The following is a 15886-nucleotide window of genomic DNA, read 5'->3' as shown; positions in this document are numbered from 1 at the left end:
ACCCTCAAAGCTTTTCCTAGTATATCGAGGAGATTACCTCGCTTCAACGAAAAAAGTCATTTTGCATAGTGAAGAAAAACTTTACTTAGTCTATTGGACGAGCTCTTCTATAGAGGCGTATTTCAGATCTACTGCTCCTGAGGCGTTGAAGAGGATATTCTTTATCGGATTTAAGGAAAGAAAGTCGTAGTTTAGGTGGTATAGCGGAATAATTTCAAGATTTTGGAGTTTCTGAGCTTCGTTAGGAAGTAGCGTTGCTTTGGGATAGTAGGCGACTTTTGTTTGTGTTGCTAGTGTGTAGTCTTTAAGATTTCTTTTGTTTAGGAAGCAATGGTATTCTAGTCCGTTTAAGTTTAGGTAGATTCCTGAAGCGCGAAGCTGCTCTCTAAGAACCTCAGCTATGCGCTGGCAACGTAAGATATTTATAGGGTAGGTCAGGGTGAGTGTTTCTTGAGCTAGGCTCAAGCAGAAGGAAGGAAGAGAGGGGAGGGAAGTTTCGCTATGCTTTGAAATCGTATAGGCTGGTTGCTGGCTACCTTCTAGCGCATCTTTGATGAGGGCTTCTTTATTGATTGCTGCTGCGAGTCGATAGCGGTTCATGGGGTTAGAGAGCTGCGGAGAGTTTATGTTTAACGAGAGCCAAAATGTTCCTTCCACGGGGTAGTTGTGATACAGAATTTTCGGATGAGTTTGCAGTTCTTTGGGAATCCCCTGATGCCAGGGCTGCCCTAACCAATGGATTTTCTCCCGGCTCATAAGGTGCCTTGCTGTATAGATATCGGGAAGGACAATAAGCTGGATCTTTTCCATAGGAACAATATCCACATCATAGTAGTAAGGGTTTTTCTTAAAGGAAAAGCTTTGTCCAGGGACATGTTTTTCAAGAATAAAGGGCCCACTATAGATGTGAGGATATTGTGGTTGGTAAATAGCAAATGCAGGAAAGGCCAGGAGTTTAGGAAGATCTGGATAGGGGACATCTGAGATCACAATGACTGTTGTTGGAGCGGGAGCAAAGAAAGAGAGTCCTTGGAAAATCTCTTGATGTGGGGAGTGGATTTGTGCGTGTTCCCAGGCTTTTACTACATCATGTGCTAAGAGGGGGGACCCATCGCTCCATAGGGCTTCTTTTAAATGAAAGATATGCCTTTTCTCCTCTTCTTCTGAGATATAGCTGTCTGCTAAGGCAAGTTCAAAGAGCTCTTCTTTGTTATGGTTTTCGCGAGTGAGGCCTTCAAAGAGAAGCTTAGCTATAGAGAGCTCTAGGGACCTTTTTGCCTGTTCTGGAGAGAGAGTCGTAGGTTCATCATAGATTGCAATATTTAAAGAATAAGGATCTGGAGAGCTTGTTTGCGTACAACTACAGCTGGAAAGAAAGGAAGATGCCAGAGCTATCAAAAAAAGGTACAGCATAGCGTAGTGTGATTCTATTTTATAGGGTTTTTTAACTAGAGAAAGAGTATTAGCTCTTTCCTAAATCCTCTACAAATCGGAGATCAGCAGCACGCCTCCCAGGGAGGTTAATGTTTTTGAGATTTTTATTCAAAGCAAATCTCAGATATGGATGGAATAGGGGCTCAAGAACATGTTGAGTTTCTAAATACTCCGTGGCTTTGACAATCAGGTTATCTCTTAATTCAGGGTCGTGCTCCTGACTTAGGGCTGAACATAGCGATTGTAATAGGGGATCATTTATACTGTAGGGGATTACCCCTTGAGGGTAAAGGAATGCAGATAGCGTTGCCATAGGGTCCAAGAAGTGGTCTAGCCATTGTGTGATTACCATAGAGTATTGCTTTGTATAGAGATCTTGCTGTAGTAAGGAAAATTCTTTTCTTGCCAAAGGTAGGGTAATCCCTAGAGCCTCTTTCCACTGCTCCCTTAGAAGCTGGGCAATTTTCTCATAAGAAAAAGATAGCGTAGAGAATGCAATTTCTTCTTTTTCTAAATCTTCTCTAGAGATGTTCATTTCTTGCATAGCTTCTTCAAATAACTTTCGAGCTTCTTCTGTTCGGATAGTTTGACTTGAAGGAAGAGGATAGGGCTTAGGATAGTACTTTTGTTTGAGGATATGATTCGTAGGTTCCGCAAGTCCTTGGAAGATCACATGCACAAGATCATCTTTGTTGATGGCTAGCGCCAGAGCTTTACGGATTTTTGGATGGCTCAATATAGGTCTTTCTGTATTGAAGAGGAGCCAGGTTGTTGAGTGCCCTGCCATGCTGAGCAGTTTTCCTTGAAGTGAAAGGGATGAGGAGATTTCTGAAGGGATAGGTTCCCCCCAAGGAGGTCCTTGCCAGTTAATTTTATTTTGATTAAAGAGAAGTGCCGCTGTGCGAGGATCTGCAACAAAATAGACAAGAATTTCCTTAAGGCGGACACGGTCTTTTTCATAATATTGAGGATTTTTAGAAAGCCGTAGCCATTGTTGTCCGTATTGTTCTTTAGGATAGAATGCTCCGCAGGTAACTTGGAGGTCTTTAGAGAGAGGGTTTTCTCTTAGGGTTTTGTGAGCAGGAAAGTAGATAGGTAAGGAGAGTAAACGCAAAAAGTGCGAACAAGGTTCTTCCAGCGTTACCACTAGAGTTTTAGGATCAGGAGCTTCTACTCCTAAAGCGAGGGGAGAATTGTGGTTGGCTAAGATTTGCCGGGCATTTTTGATAGGTTGTAGGTTAGTATTGTAAATGGATACAACTTTGTGTCTGACAACTTGATCCCAAGATTCTAGGAAATCTAGGGAGGTTACGGGATCTCCATTACTCCAAAAGGCATCTTTAAGATGAAAGGTATAGGTAATTTTATCCTCAGAGATAGTATAGCTTTTTGCTAATGCTAATTCTATTTCTCCCGTACGAGAATTCTCCTGCATCAATCCTTCATATAAATGTCGAGCTAGAGTTTGATCCGCAAATAGCCGAGTCTGCCTTGGATCTAAGGATTGTGGGCAATACTTCATATTGACAGCAAATGTTCCAGAAGCTGTAGGTGTAGATGTGCACCCGGATAGAAGAAACAAAATGGGAAGACAAAAGCAGCAATAACGAAATTTTTTAAGAAGCACAGATGACATAGCTTTTAAAGGAGAGAGACAGAAACTATGTTTAATAAAGAAACAGGATGTTTTGAAAGGAGACCTCTAGTGAATTATTGTGTTCGGGGTATAGTGTTACTTAAGCGAGAGGTTTTTTTCAAGTCTAAGAAAAGTCTACAGCTAGGGTTCCCTTACATAACGCATATCGATCGCTCCTGTGGAAGAGAGCTGGAGATTATGAAAGTTTTTATTGAGAGCAAAGAGGCAAGAGTCGTGATAGATAGGTTCAAGGATATTGAGATTTTCTAAATAGGAGGTCGCTTGGGAAACGAAGGCTTCTCGAAGTTTAGGGTCATGTTCGCCTTCTATAGAGAGAAGACATTCTAAAAACTGTGTATGGTTGATTGCGTAGGGGGAAATCCCTGAAGGATAGGCAAAGATAGAAAGAAATGCCATGGGATCGGAGAAGTCTGCGTACCAGTTCCCTAAAGAGAGTGAGAAGTTTTTTGTAGAAAAATCTTTTTGCAACAGAGCAAACTCTTTCCCTTCTAGAGGGAGGGTAAACCCTAGGGTTTCTTTCCATTGGTTGCGTATCATTTGAGCAAGAAGAAGGTTTGTGGCGCCACCTAAGGAGTAAGTTAAGTTTAGTGTTTGTAGGGTGTCTTTTGAGATGTTGAGTTCTTGAAGTGCTTCTTTGAAGAGGTGTTTAGCGAGTCTTTTTTTTTGTGCCGCTTCTTGGCTGTTTTCCTCGGGATAGGAGTGAATATGTGTTGGAAGAAGATGCTGGGCAGGTTTTACAGAGTTTAAAAATAACGAGGCTACGATGGCGTCTTTATCAATAGCGAGGGCAAGGGCTTTTCTTAACTTATGATGGTTTAGGGGAAACTTTTGAAGATTAAAGATTAGCCAGTGGGTTGCGTCGACATCAAATGTTTGCAGATATCCTTGTTCTTTCAGCTTTGGCTGTGCCTCTAGGGGAATCCGATCTCCCCAGGGGGGGCCTTGCCAATCAAGCTTGCCTTGATTGAACAGCAGGGAGGCAGTGTTGGCATCGGGGATAAAGTGTATGGTGATAGTTTGTGTCTGAACATGATGATGATTATAGTAGTGAGGGTTTTTCTTTAGTGTTAGCCATTGGTGGTGTTTAATTTGCTCGGGATAAAAGGCGCTACTTGTTATGGGAAGGGCAGAAGGTGAAGAGCTTCTTTGCTTCTTGTGTACAGGGAAAAATATCGGCAAGGAAAGCAGCTTTAAGAAATGCGCTGTAGGTTTTTCCAGAACGACTTCTAAAGTAGTAGAATCTATAGCACGGCAACCTAATTGACTTATAGGTAGGGAGCCTTCGTGTATGTTCTTGGCATTTTTTAATGGAAAGAGAGCGAAGGCATAGATTCCCGTGACTTCCTGAGAGACAACCTGTTTCCAAGAGTCTACAAAATCTTGAGCTGTGATTGCTGAGCCATCACTCCAGTTTGCTTTACGCAAGTGAAAAGTATATGTAGTTTTATCCTCAGAAATAGTGTAACTTTCTGCCAAGGCAGGTTCGATCTCTTTTGTCTTGGGGTTTTCTTGAACTAACCCCTCATACATTTGCTTGATGAGATTGATCTCTGCGAGAAGGCGCACCTCCCTAGGATCTAAAGAGCTGGGATCGCTTTTCATGCCCAGGGAAATGTGATTTTGTGGAGGCTCTTTATGTTGGCAGCTTAGAAAAGTTAAGGGAGAGAGCAGGAGGACTCCCAAACGGATTCCCAATGGGATCTTGCACATGGAGAAATACATGGAGTGTTTACATGATTTTGAAAGCATCGTCCTCCCAAACCTGCAACCATCGCTGCGTTATCGGAACAGAGATTCGCAGAGGGAACGTATACCGGTGTATCACAGGCAGCTTTTAGCATTTCCTGAAAATACAAATTGCTAGCTACTCCCCCGCCAACAAGTATAGATTGGCAAGAAAATTCTTGTACAACAGAGGAGAGTTTTTGTGCAACAGTTGCGCAGGCAGCTTTTTGAAAGGAAGCCGCGATATTTGCCTTTGTTGTTTCTGAAAGCTCTGGGAAGGGGGTGCAGTGGTTGCTATTGTTTCCTTTAATGGCATAGAGAACTGCAGTTTTTAAACCACTAAAGGAAAAGTCATAACCAGGAACTTTAGATGGAGCAAAGGGATATGCCGAGGCATTTCCCTGTAAGGCAAGTTTTTCTAATCGTGCTCCTCCAGGATAGGGAAGCTGTAAGAATCTTCCAACCTTATCAAAAGTTTCTCCTAAAGCATCGTCTCGAGTTTTCCCAATGAGCTTATAGGATGTTGGAGAGTCCATGAAAAACATGGCCGTATGGGCTCCAGAAACCACAAGCCCTAGGGCAGGGAAGTGCACATCTTGCACTGTCATATAGGCTGCATATAGGTGGGCCTCAACGTGGTTCACCCCAATGAGAGGAATGCCAGAGCCTTGAGAGAGCCCTTTAGCAAAATGCACCCCAACAGATAAGGAACCGATGAGCCCCGGTGTATGTGTTACTGCAATTAAGTCGATATCTTTGAGGGTAAGCTCAGCTTGCCTTAGAGCTGCTTCCACAACAACGGGAAGATTTTGTAGATGGGCACGCGAGGCAAGTTCCGGAACTACTCCCCCATAGGCAGCATGAATTTCTTGGGAAGCAACAATGTTTGAGCAAATCTGGTTTTTATCATTAACTACAGCACAAGCCGTTTCATCACATGTGCTTTCTAAGCCTAAAGTGAGCATAAAAACTTGAGAAGTTACATATTCCAAACCATAGTAGAGGGGGAATTCGAATATGGGCAAGAAAAACTTAAAAAAGGATAGAGATGAAAAAAAAAATTGCTATTGAAGATATGTTGAAGGAATTTTTGAGTCAAAAGGGGGCTTCGACTCAGGAAGAACTTTGTGAGAAGTTTATCTCGCTAGGTATTCCCATGACCCAGTCGTCTATTTCAAGATGGCTAAGGAAGATTCGTGCGGTTAAGGTACATGGGAAGGAGGGGTGTCGCTATGTGTTGCCAGAAAGTTCTGAGGAGTTTAAGCTTTGTTTCCTTGTTTCTTCTGTGCGTTATAATCTGTTTATGATTGTAATTCGTACTGCTCCGGGATCGGCATCTTGGGTGGCAGGGATTTTAGATAAGCAGTTTCCTAAAGAAATTTTAGGAACATTAGCTGGAGACGATACAATTTTTATCGCTCCAGCTAAAGACCAGAACCTCCCCGATTTAGCACAAACTTTAGCAAACTTCTTGCAAGTTAGTTGTGCATAACTGCATAATTATGCTTGTTTGTAAATAAATATGCGGTGTTTCTATGGAGAATTTCGCTGCAACTGCAAAGTTATTGTTTCATGGATGTCTTTACACTTTAGGGATTAGTAGTGTTGCGATTCTTTGTGGGTCTTTTTTAGGGGTAGTTATTGGAACTGGAACATCGCGTTATTCTTCTTGTAGGATCTTTAGGATTCTAGGGAATAGTTATGTAACTGTGATCCGAGGGACTCCGTTATTTATCCAAATTTTGATTATTTATTTTGGTCTTCCTTCTGTGATTTGTTTGGATCCTTCTCCGTTAATGGCAGGAATTATGGCATTAACCATAAACTCTGCAGCTTATCTTGCGGAGAACATCCGTGGAGGGATTAATGCAATTTCTGTAGGGCAGTGGGAGTCTGCGAAGGTTTTAGGATATCGACCTTATCAGACGTTTCTTTATATTTTGTATCCTCAGGTGTTTAGGAATGTTCTTCCTTCATTGATGAATGAGTTTATTGCGTTAATTAAGGAGAGCAGCATTTTGATGGTAGTAGGGATCCCGGAACTAACCAAGGTATCTAAGGATATTGTCTCTAGGGAATTGAACCCCATGGAGATGTATAGTATTTGCGCTGCCTTGTATTTAATGATGACTACAGTGTTTTCGTATATTGCTAGGGTTTTTGAGGAGAAGAAGGTATGAGCGTAAGGGTAGAGAATCTTTCCTATAGGGTAAAGGGAAAGGAGATTTTGTCTAATGTTTCTTTTTCCTTAGAGTGTGGGCACATCACTTTGTTTGTGGGAAAGAGTGGTTCTGGAAAAACGACACTTTTACGTACCCTTGTGGGGTTGGCAAAGCCTTCAGAGGGAAAGATCTTTATGGATAAGGAGAGTAGTCCTGCGTTGGTTTTTCAGCAGCCAGAGCTTTTCCCCCACATGACGGTGTTAGAAAACTGTGTCCATCCACAAGTACATGTAAAAAAAGCCTCCCCTCAGGAGGCAAAGGATAGTGCTTATGAATTGTTAATCACTTTAGGCATAGAGAATCTGGGGGATAGTTATCCTTCTCAGTTGTCTGGAGGGCAGAAGCAGCGTGTCGCAATTGTCCGTTCATTGTGTATGGGGAAGCGAACTTTACTTTTTGATGAGCCAACCTCTGCCTTGGATCCTTTTTCTACGGCAGCATTTAAGAGCCTTTTGGAGGAGTTGAAGGCCCAAGATCTCGCCATTGGAATCTCTACGCATGATATTCCTTTTGTGCAAAGCTCTTTAGATCGTATTTACTTAATAGAGCAAGGAAAGATTTTAGGAGCTTATGATAGCTGCGAAGGGGCTCTTCATAGAGAGCATCCGATTTTTCAATACCTTGAGGCAGCTAGGCTTTTGCATTAAAAAGCCTCCCAGTAGCAAGAGTGTGTGGCATGCAAGACATAGAGGTCTACAGGGTGGTTTTCTTGGTCTTGTAGAGTATTTTTTATCTCTAGAGAGAAGCCTCGACAGTTTGGAGGTACGAGAAACTTCTGACAGTGTTGGGGGTTTTCTGCAGAGAGCTCGACGATATCGAAGCTTTGTCCTCCAAAATATTTTTTCCCTTTAACATGTAGATCTATTGCTTGAGTATGTTTAGAAGAAAGCTCTTCTTGCAGAGAAGCCCAGGGAGAATTTTGATATTTCGCACAGATATGAATTTTCGGATGGGAAAGGTTCAAAAATGAAGGGATTAAAGCCTGAAGTGTAAAGGCCCAGGTGTATGTTCCCGGATGGGCACCAAGAAGTTCTCTAGGGGACAGAACAAAGTTGAGCATTTCTTCTTGAGTTTGCTTATGTTTTATAGAGTCAAAGGGAAAATAACCCTGGTGGGAAGAGGTTTCTGCATGCCACACGAAGCCTACAAGCCCTTGTAACAGAAGATCTACAGGTAGAGAGTTTTTCAGTTTTGAATTGATCCCTAATGTGTAGAGGAGATTGGTTTTTCTAGAGAGAGTTTTGGGACGGAAGTCTTTTTTAGGAAGCTGAAGATCTAAGTCTTGAAGGTATTGTTCGAGATACTCTCTAGAGATGGCATCGGAGTCTGCTTCAGGAAATGCTAGTCCTGAGAGTCTGTGTCCATTAAGGTTTACATCTCCCAGAGGAGAGAACTCTAAAGTTTTTCCCAAGGTATCTTTTTGGGGAATTTTGTTTTCAATTTCTTGGAGCTTTTTTTCTAGAGGTTGGAGTTTTTCTTTTACATAATATGTTGAGGCAGCACAAGAGATGGTGAGAGTTTCAGGAGTGGTTAAGTTTAGGATAGCTTTGTTTCCCATATCGAGATCCTTTAAGATCGTCCCTTCATGAATCATAGGAAACTTCTTGTAGATCTCTGCGAGTACTGAGCGTAGCACTTGATCTTGGGATCTTAAAGAAAAGGTGATGCTTTGTTCTATCAGAGATTTTAAGCTTGTGAGCTCTTCAGTTATGGAGTGCTTAAAAGTTTCTAAATCAGCTTCTAAGTTAAGAAGCTTGCTTTGAAGAGCCTTATCCAAGTGCTCTGGCAGCTGTACAGAAGAATCACTTTTTGTTCCTAGGGAAATCTTAGCTAGGATGTTTATAAGCTTTAGAGTTTCCAGGATTTTTAATGAAAGTGTTTCCTGAGTTCTTTCTTGTATTATAGCTTTTTGTTTATTCATAAATTAACTTTTTCCTCTATGTAATATTAATTTCAAATTAATGAAATTAAATTAATTAACATAGATTATTTCTAAATTAATTTATTATTTTTGTTGTTGGGAGGGGGTTTCCCAGGGAAGAGGAGACGTAGTTTGTGGGGGAGTGGGGTTTCCTAAGGAGGAGAAGAGTTTATCAGCAAGGTTACTAAGAGGAGAGCTAAGATTGTTATTTTTAAGTAGGGCGATTCTTGCATATGCTGAGGACCAGTCAACCTCAGGGGAGGAGATGGAACCATGGATTTTAATGAGGAAAAAGTCTTTGGTTTTTAGTTTAGTATTATGAAAATATTTTTTGATCACCTCGGGGTCGATTCCTAGAGTCATAGAGATTTTATCGTTGGCAATGTCAGTTTTTCCCCATAGGGCGAGACGGATTCTGTTATCTACTAGAGCATCGAAGCGGGAGCAAACAATAGCTCCTTTTTGTACTGAGAAGAAGATAGGAGTGAACCAGCTTTCTACGAAGTGTTTTTGCTCTTCAATGTCTAGAAATTGAAAGAGAGCATGCATAGTTTTAGTATTAGCAATGGAGATCTTCCCGATATCTAAAGTTGCTGATTGGACATGAAACTTTTCAAAAGAGTAGGGACGAATAGGAAGATAAAAGTTTTGTTTATCGACTTCTAGTTTTACTGGGTGTTGGGAATAGGCGTTTCCAGAAATTAAGGGGTTAAACTCTTGAAGGAAGGCTTTGTTGACATCTTCGTTAATTTCGAGGTGGGCCGTGAGGTTTTCCCTTAATAAGATCGCATGGTTTGTTAGAACTAAGGGGATATTGGCTTGGAGATTTTCCGAATCCACGTGGATATTTATTGGTCCCTCACCTTTGATGAAGTTGTTGTTTATGGAGATGTTAATTCTTGGGCCTGCAAGAGAAGAAATCTTTGCTTTTACTGCAGGAGATATGGGGACAATTCCCGTAATAAAGGATGAAGGAATGGATTTCCACTCTGTAGTTTGTGAAAACTCTCTTTCTGTGGGGGTAAGGAGACCATTAACATGGCCTTTTAGAAAGAACTCTACAGGGATTTTTTGGGAGTTCCCAGGAGCCAGGCAGCTTCCTTGAATGTCGTATTGCAGATTCTCATCAATGTTGTTGGCATAGATTGCTCCAGTAAAATTATCCACGATAAAGGTTTCTTTAGAGACGGAGTCATAAAAGATTAGAGGTTGTGCTGTAAGGATCCCCTCAAGCTGTCCAGACCCTAGCATAGTAAGACAGGAGAGCCCTGAATGGTTTTTTGCGCAGGAAAGTTTGGCAATATCGAGGCGCAGGGTTGCAGTTCGATGAAGGAGACATGTTGGTATAGAAGAAGCATTTTCAAAAAAACTTAGATAGCGAGAGGGGGAGACTTCCCATTGCAGCTTCCCTTGGGACTCTGTAGATAGGTCCATAGAAGCATCCATAAAGAGCTTAAACTCTCCAGATAACGCTTCTGAAGTAAATTTTGAAAGGAGCGTCATGCGCTCTTTGTCATCTTTGGGGTTGTAGCTTCCAGAGAAGATTAGATCTCCCGTGGGCCCGAAATAGGTAGAAATCTTAGTTTCTTTTCCGTAGAGCTCGGACAGGATATCCAAAGGAAGGGAGGTGATTTCTCCGTGACCTTGGATTTTGAGGTCTTTGAAATCTGTAGATTGTTCATCTGGAGGGATAAAGAGAAGGTCTTGAATAGAGATTCTAACTGGAGAGAGCGCGGGATCATTAGAGGTTGTAATAAGAGCTTGGAGGTTGCCTTTCGTTATGGATTTGGCTCCATCCGTATGGAAGGAGAAACTTGCTTTATTGAGTTGAAGCTGGGAGAACTTGGGAGAGAGCATACTTAGGGGTAGGGAGGTTAGCTTACCGTGGAGAATGACAGAAGTGGTTTCTGGAGTGATGGGTTCGTTAGGATTGCCGAATTTTGCATGAAGGAAGATATCGTTTCCCTCAGCAGAAAGTTTCGCAGAAAATTTTGGAAAGAATATGTGGTTTTGAGAGAATTGAGCTTTTCCTGAAAAAGACAGATCTACAGAGGAAAACTCGAGAGGTTGGGAGTTTTTCCATTTATCTATAAGCTCATAGGACCCCTTGCCTTTAAATTGCAGAGCTTTCGGACATCCTTTTGCAGAGCAAGAGAGTTTTAACGAAGGGTTGTCTAGGTAGGCTTGGGCTTGTAGTAGGGAGTTCTTATAGACCCCTTTGATCTCTAGGGAGTAGTTTGAAGATTCTAAGGCAGGGTTAATGAAAAATGGCTTGGGGAATAATGCTCGTAGATAGGTATGGGGAAACATCGCCTGCTGTAGGCGGAATTCTGTACGGTGTTTTGCATGATCGATCAGGATGGTTCCATTGAGGTGGGAGGGAGAAGCTCCTCCGAGAAGTGTAGATGAGGAGTAGCGGATATCTGTAGTGGAACGCAGCTTCTTAATGAGAATGTGAGTATTTTTTAGTTGCGTAGAGAGGTTAGGATCTTCAGGGGAGAGGGAGAGTTCAGGAAGGTTGGCTTCACAGGAGAATTCAAACTGTGGCCAATTAAGAATATATAAGGGGATTTGTGCTTTTGAGATATGCACATGAAGGTATTGGCTAGAGGCTTTCATAGAGGTAAGGGTAGAAAAGAGAGCAGAAGTAATTTTAGGTTGGAATTCTATAAAGGAAGGGCTACCTTCGGTAACATAAAACGTTTGATTATGGATATGTCCTTGTAGCTTAGCTTGAATTTGTTCTCCCTGGCCTAAGGCTACCATCAGGATTTTCCCCTCATCGTTGTAGGTTGCGGTTGCGGAGAGATGCAAAATCTCTTCTTGGGAGAGCAGGTGATCCCAAAAGGGAGAAGAGATAAAGAGTCTGAAAAAGGAGAAAGGTACAGAAGAGAGCTCTGCAGAAAATTGTAGTTTTGGAGAGAGGATGCTTTCAATACGGACTTTTCCTGTGAGATCCCCTTCATTTATCATGCTTTTCATAATAAATTTTTCTGGGGTTTTCTCAAGATAGAAGCCCGAGACAGAGAGTGAGGATCCTGAAACAGTTTTCATAGAGATTGAACCATGCTCTGAAAGGATCTTGCTTTGTTTAAGATAAAATAGAAGTGCTCCAGGATCTAAGCTGCTTAGGGAGGGGTGATCTATAAATTTAGATTCATCGAGTTGTAGGTGCCAGCCTAGAAGTTTAAGCCCCTTAGGTTTCCTATAAAGAAGAAGGCGAATTAGAGAGCCATCAATCTGTAGGGATTCTGCAGAAAAGACTGCAGAGTCTCCTTTTCCGAAAATTTTGATTTTTTCTGCTTTTTGTGGACCTAGCCAGGATAGCTGTAGCTTATCGATTTCACATAAGCAGTGAGTTTCCTTACGGATAATGGAAAGAAGAAGGTATTTTCCAGAGTCTTCAGAGAGTATCTTAGGGAGATACCCAAGAAAAACCAAAGGAAGCCCAAAGCCTAAAATGCGTAAGATCTTGTGGAAAAGGTTTTGTTTCATCTTAGCTGCTTAGCAATCTCCGATAAGGTAAGGTTACTGTTGCTTAGGCCGCTTTCCTTTAATAGTTTGCGCAATTTCGTTTGTATCAGGTGTATCGTGTTATTCATAGAAAGAAGTTCTATAGAGTCCGCATGCATGAGCTTTTGTATAATATCTTTGATGGTAAGCTTTTCCAGATTGTGGGCAGGTTGGTAAATTTTGTTTAAAGAGAGAATCAGACCTTCGTTTTCTAAGATATCTAAGCATTGGGAGATCTCCCCAATAGGGAGATTTGAGTTTTTAGAAAGATCTTTAGCTGTGGGTGCAGGAAGAGCTTCATTAAAGCACTTTGTGACAAAGGCAAGGATATACGTTATTGTTGTGAGCTTTAGATAACAGTCTGGAAGAGGTTTATAGTTAAAGATAAGAAATACACACCCGCGATTTTGGATAACAAAGGTTAAAGCACCTCCGAATAGATAGATCGTAGCATAAGAGTAAAGAAGAAGAAGAACTGAAGGAAGAGCAACCAGAGCACCGTAGGTGAAGCTATAGTTAAAAAGAAGTGCCTGAAGGCAGAAAAATGCCTTTTGGAATACGATCCAGATGCTTCCAACAATTAACGAAGAAATGAGAGCAGAGGGCTTATCGACAAAAACTCGAGGAAGAAAAGAAAACAGGCAAAATAGTGTAAGGTAGAGAATGACATAGGGGACAAGTCTTGAGAATAGGTAGATTGCTGTTATAGAGGAATTTATTTTAAATAAAAGTGGGTATTGCAGAGGCATAATTTGTGTGATGTATACCCAAGCACCACAAAGGATAATAAAAATCATCGGACTGATAAGGATAATAATCAGATAGGCGATTAATCTTTGTCTGGAAACAGGGGTCCATCCTGTCCTAAAGATCTTATTGAGCCCATCCTCTAAAGAGAGAAGCATTAAAATTCCTGCCCAACAGAAAACAAAAAAGCTACCAACAAGAACAAGACCTATGTTGCTTCCTGAGGAGTTTCTTGCTGCTTCTACAATAGCATGGATTGGCTCTTTATAATCTGGAAATTTAAGTACCAACCACTCTTGCCATTGAATGTTTGAAAAAAGGTATTGAGATAGACGAAGGAAAAACACCAAAATAGGAATGCAAGAAAGTAATCCATAATAACTTAACGTGCAGGCCTCCTTCGTTGATTCATTGCGCCATAGGATTTTAAAAGCTACAACGGGAGTTCTAAGAATTGTAGAGTTTAAGAGTTTATAGAGCAGTGATTTCTTAGTTCGTTTTTTATTAAAAAATTTTAGAAACATAAAGAAATTGGGACGCATTTTTTATTTATCTTATAAAAAAATGCGTTTTTTTACTAAAAAAGTTAAAACTAATTTTTAATTGGTTTTAACGCTTGAAATCATAAGAAATAATGGAAACTCTTTACGGCAGAGGTTTTCAGATTTTGCTCGTTTCCCTGTGGAAGCTTTTGGGGAGATCCACTCTTCGATGTTATGGATAGCAAAGCCATGAGAGGATAGGGCTTGGGTCCAGAAACTTAAGGGAAAGTGAAATGATAATGTTGAAGTAGAGTGTTTTTTTCCAGGATGTGTAACGATGGGGATTTTCATGGGGGAAAGGTATCTTTCGATATGCCGAGCCATAAGTTTTTTTTCTTCTATGAAGTGCCAAGAAGAAGCTCTGGGAATACGGAAGCATGGGTGGTTCAGTACAATAAAGAATTTTCCTTGGGAGTGAAGTTGTTTAGCTACGTTTCCTATGACCTTATCAGGGGATTCCATATTTTGTAGTGATAGAATTGCTGCTGCATGTGAGAACTTTTCTTGAGAGTGTAAGGGTTGGTGAGCATCATGCACAAGAAATCGATGAGATTTGGTGCTGCAGATGTTTTTTGCTATAGCAATGAGTTTTGGGGAAATGTCGACTCCTAAATATGCGCAGGTTGCAGGGAGGGCTCTTTCAAGGATCCCCTGCCCACAGCCAATATCAAGAACAGAGGAGTTTGTATTTAAAGAAAGCAAAGGAAGAAGTTTAGGAAGGATGACCTCTCTATGGTAATAGTGCCCTTTTGTCTGAACGATCTTATGGTAATCGCTAGCAATAGGGTCCCAGGAAGTTGAAACATCCTTTGTGTGAGATGGCTCTTTATGTTTTTTGAAGCGCTGTTTCATAGAAAAAACTAAAAATGAAGATCATAAGGAGAGAAGGTTTATCTTTGTACTAAAACTTAAAGGGAAGAGGAAATAAAAAAGGCGAGAAAAAACTCTCTCGCCTATTGCAAAAAAAGACCTGATAACTTCTTTTTTAAGAAGCTGCATTGTCATCATTATTGTTATCATTGTTTTCTGGAGCTGGAGCCGCTGGAGCCGCTGGAGCCGCTGGAGCCGCTGGAGCCGCTGGAGCCGCTGGAGCCGCTGGAGCCGCTGGAGCCGCTGGAGCCGCTGGAGCCGCTGGAGCCGCTGCTTGTTGTATAGCTGCTCCTAATCCTGCAATTAAGTTGTTCTGAGCTTCGCCAGCTTGTTGTGCTGCTTGTTGAAGTTGGGATACTACTTGTTGCAATTGTTGTTTCTGGTGTTCAAGAGCTTGAACTTGTTCTTGAAGTTGGTTTAATAATTGTTGTTGCTGTTGTACTTGTCCCTGAGTTTGCTGTAGAAGGTCATTAGCTAATATTACATTTGCTTGAGTTTGGAGGACTTTATTCTTTAGGTCTTGAAGCTCATCTGTGAGCTTGGCAATATCTTCTTGGGATAATAACTTACTTAAGGAACCGATTAAAGATGCTGCAGGACGCAACTGTTCTTGCATCTCCAGTTTTAATGTATTAAATTCTGATAAAATGTGTTTGCACTGTGTAACAAGATCTTCAGAAGATTTTACATGAGCATCTAAGTCAACGCTTACCTCGCCTAGAGAGGAAAGTGCCTTTTCAAGATCACTTAAATTGCTTTTAAGCCTTTCGTTTTCTGCAGCAAAGATATCTATTTGTTTTTGGTAAGCTTTTTCCTTAGCACTAGGGCTTGCCCAAAGAGACATTAAAACAATAACAAAGCAGGCTAGAGCAGCGCAAGTTAAGCCAATAGCACCACCTATACCTAAAGGAATGCTTAGCAGACATCCAAAGATTCCGAAGCAGCTAATAACAAAAAGTGCGGTAGCAGCTAAAATTTTGACAGCTGTCAAGACAATTTGAACTATAGAAAGTTTTCTTGAATCAGGTAGCGGAGTGGCTTTTACAGGTGCAGTAAGAATACTAGATGCTTGAGTTCGTAGGGGATTCACTGTCATGGTCGTTTCTCATTTATAAAATTAAAAGTTTGATATACTGCTTTGGTCATGAAAAAAAAGCAAGCTCTTTGGAGACAAAGAGTTCTTCTGCTTTGTGTGATAAAGTGGTTTGGTATTACGATAGGTAAGAGAGATATTACTTAAATGTAGCGTTAGCTT

12 protein-coding genes are annotated in these 15886 nt (G+C 41.2%); 3 read left to right on the top strand and 9 right to left on the bottom strand.

Features of this window, described 5'->3' with window-relative positions:
* Positions 1-90: 90 nt before the first annotated feature.
* The 4 genes from G5S_RS04245 to tsaD form a co-directional block, all read right to left on the bottom strand.
* Positions 91-1413: an ABC transporter substrate-binding protein gene (locus G5S_RS04245; protein WP_013712972.1), complete on the bottom strand. Its 1323-nt coding sequence runs from the start codon at positions 1411-1413 to the stop codon at positions 91-93.
* Between the two features lie 49 nt (positions 1414-1462).
* On the bottom strand, positions 1463-3070 hold the full coding sequence (locus G5S_RS04240; protein WP_041467045.1) for a peptide ABC transporter substrate-binding protein: 1608 nt from the start codon (positions 3068-3070) through the stop codon (positions 1463-1465).
* 141 nt (positions 3071-3211) lie between these two features.
* Positions 3212-4801, bottom strand: coding sequence for a peptide ABC transporter substrate-binding protein (locus G5S_RS04235; RefSeq protein ID WP_041467100.1), 1590 nt, complete (start codon positions 4799-4801; stop codon positions 3212-3214).
* Positions 4747-5781 (bottom strand): tRNA (adenosine(37)-N6)-threonylcarbamoyltransferase complex transferase subunit TsaD, encoded by a 1035-nt coding sequence (gene tsaD, locus G5S_RS04230; protein WP_041467044.1) that lies wholly within the window; start codon positions 5779-5781, stop codon positions 4747-4749. Before tsaD ends, G5S_RS04235 begins: the two co-directional genes overlap by 55 nt.
* An 83-nt stretch (positions 5782-5864) precedes the next feature.
* Here tsaD and G5S_RS04225 point away from each other — a divergent pair, with 83 nt between their 5' ends.
* Genes G5S_RS04225 through G5S_RS04215 form a run of 3 tightly spaced genes read left to right on the top strand, consistent with a single transcriptional unit; the run spans position 5865 to position 7685 of the window.
* Positions 5865-6308: an arginine repressor gene (locus tag G5S_RS04225; RefSeq protein WP_013712968.1), complete on the top strand. Its 444-nt coding sequence runs from the start codon at positions 5865-5867 to the stop codon at positions 6306-6308.
* 43 nt (positions 6309-6351) lie between these two features.
* The gene (locus G5S_RS04220) at positions 6352-6996 is read left to right on the top strand and encodes an amino acid ABC transporter permease (protein WP_021757364.1); all 645 of its coding nucleotides are present in this window, start codon (positions 6352-6354) and stop codon (positions 6994-6996) included.
* Complete coding sequence (locus G5S_RS04215) at positions 6993-7685, top strand: ATP-binding cassette domain-containing protein (protein ID WP_013712966.1); 693 nt, start codon at positions 6993-6995, stop codon at positions 7683-7685. The genes G5S_RS04220 and G5S_RS04215 overlap by 4 nt, the downstream gene beginning before the upstream one ends.
* Here G5S_RS04215 and G5S_RS04210 read toward each other — a convergent pair.
* The 5 genes from G5S_RS04210 to G5S_RS04190 all read right to left on the bottom strand — a co-directional run bounded on the left by G5S_RS04210 (position 7682) and on the right by G5S_RS04190 (position 15727).
* Complete coding sequence (locus G5S_RS04210; RefSeq protein ID WP_013712965.1) at positions 7682-8959, bottom strand: hypothetical protein; 1278 nt, start codon at positions 8957-8959, stop codon at positions 7682-7684. The two genes, G5S_RS04215 and G5S_RS04210, sit on opposite strands and share 4 nt — an antisense overlap.
* An 84-nt stretch (positions 8960-9043) precedes the next feature.
* Entirely contained in the window at positions 9044-12454 is a 3411-nt protein-coding gene (locus G5S_RS04205; RefSeq protein ID WP_013712964.1) for a hypothetical protein, read from the bottom strand.
* The gene (locus G5S_RS04200) at positions 12451-13743 is read right to left on the bottom strand and encodes a YihY/virulence factor BrkB family protein (RefSeq protein WP_013712963.1); all 1293 of its coding nucleotides are present in this window, start codon (positions 13741-13743) and stop codon (positions 12451-12453) included. The genes G5S_RS04205 and G5S_RS04200 overlap by 4 nt, the downstream gene beginning before the upstream one ends.
* Before the next feature lie 75 nt (positions 13744-13818).
* Positions 13819-14613, bottom strand: coding sequence for a class I SAM-dependent methyltransferase (locus tag G5S_RS04195; RefSeq protein WP_013712962.1), 795 nt, complete (start codon positions 14611-14613; stop codon positions 13819-13821).
* Positions 14614-14746: 133 nt separating this feature from the next.
* A complete protein-coding gene (locus G5S_RS04190) occupies positions 14747-15727 on the bottom strand; it encodes a hypothetical protein (RefSeq protein ID WP_013712961.1) in 981 nt (326 codons plus the stop codon).
* Between the last annotated feature and the right edge of the window lie 159 nt (positions 15728-15886).

This window comes from Chlamydia pecorum E58 (genome assembly GCF_000204135.1).
Classification (GTDB): Bacteria; Chlamydiota; Chlamydiia; order Chlamydiales; family Chlamydiaceae; genus Chlamydia; species Chlamydia pecorum.
The sequence above is the reverse complement of the archived record's forward strand: the minus strand, read 5'-3'. Positions and strand labels throughout refer to the sequence as shown.

Bases quoted from the DNA above. Each gene is read 5' to 3' on its own strand.
- G5S_RS04245 (WP_013712972.1), bottom strand. From the start codon at position 1,413: ATGCTGTACCTTTTTTTGATAGCTCTGGCATCTTCCTTTCTTTCCAGC.
- G5S_RS04240 (WP_041467045.1), bottom strand. From the start codon at position 3,070: ATGTCATCTGTGCTTCTTAAAAAATTTCGTTATTGCTGCTTTTGTCTT.
- G5S_RS04235 (WP_041467100.1), bottom strand. From the start codon at position 4,801: ATGTGCAAGATCCCATTGGGAATCCGTTTGGGAGTCCTCCTGCTCTCT.
- tsaD (WP_041467044.1), bottom strand. From the start codon at position 5,781: ATGCTCACTTTAGGCTTAGAAAGCACATGTGATGAAACGGCTTGTGCT.
- G5S_RS04225 (WP_013712968.1), top strand. From the start codon at position 5,865: ATGAAAAAAAAAATTGCTATTGAAGATATGTTGAAGGAATTTTTGAGT.
- G5S_RS04220 (WP_021757364.1), top strand. From the start codon at position 6,352: ATGGAGAATTTCGCTGCAACTGCAAAGTTATTGTTTCATGGATGTCTT.
- G5S_RS04215 (WP_013712966.1), top strand. From the start codon at position 6,993: ATGAGCGTAAGGGTAGAGAATCTTTCCTATAGGGTAAAGGGAAAGGAG.
- G5S_RS04210 (WP_013712965.1), bottom strand. From the start codon at position 8,959: ATGAATAAACAAAAAGCTATAATACAAGAAAGAACTCAGGAAACACTT.
- G5S_RS04205 (WP_013712964.1), bottom strand. From the start codon at position 12,454: ATGAAACAAAACCTTTTCCACAAGATCTTACGCATTTTAGGCTTTGGG.
- G5S_RS04200 (WP_013712963.1), bottom strand. From the start codon at position 13,743: ATGTTTCTAAAATTTTTTAATAAAAAACGAACTAAGAAATCACTGCTC.
- G5S_RS04195 (WP_013712962.1), bottom strand. From the start codon at position 14,613: ATGAAACAGCGCTTCAAAAAACATAAAGAGCCATCTCACACAAAGGAT.
- G5S_RS04190 (WP_013712961.1), bottom strand. From the start codon at position 15,727: ATGACAGTGAATCCCCTACGAACTCAAGCATCTAGTATTCTTACTGCA.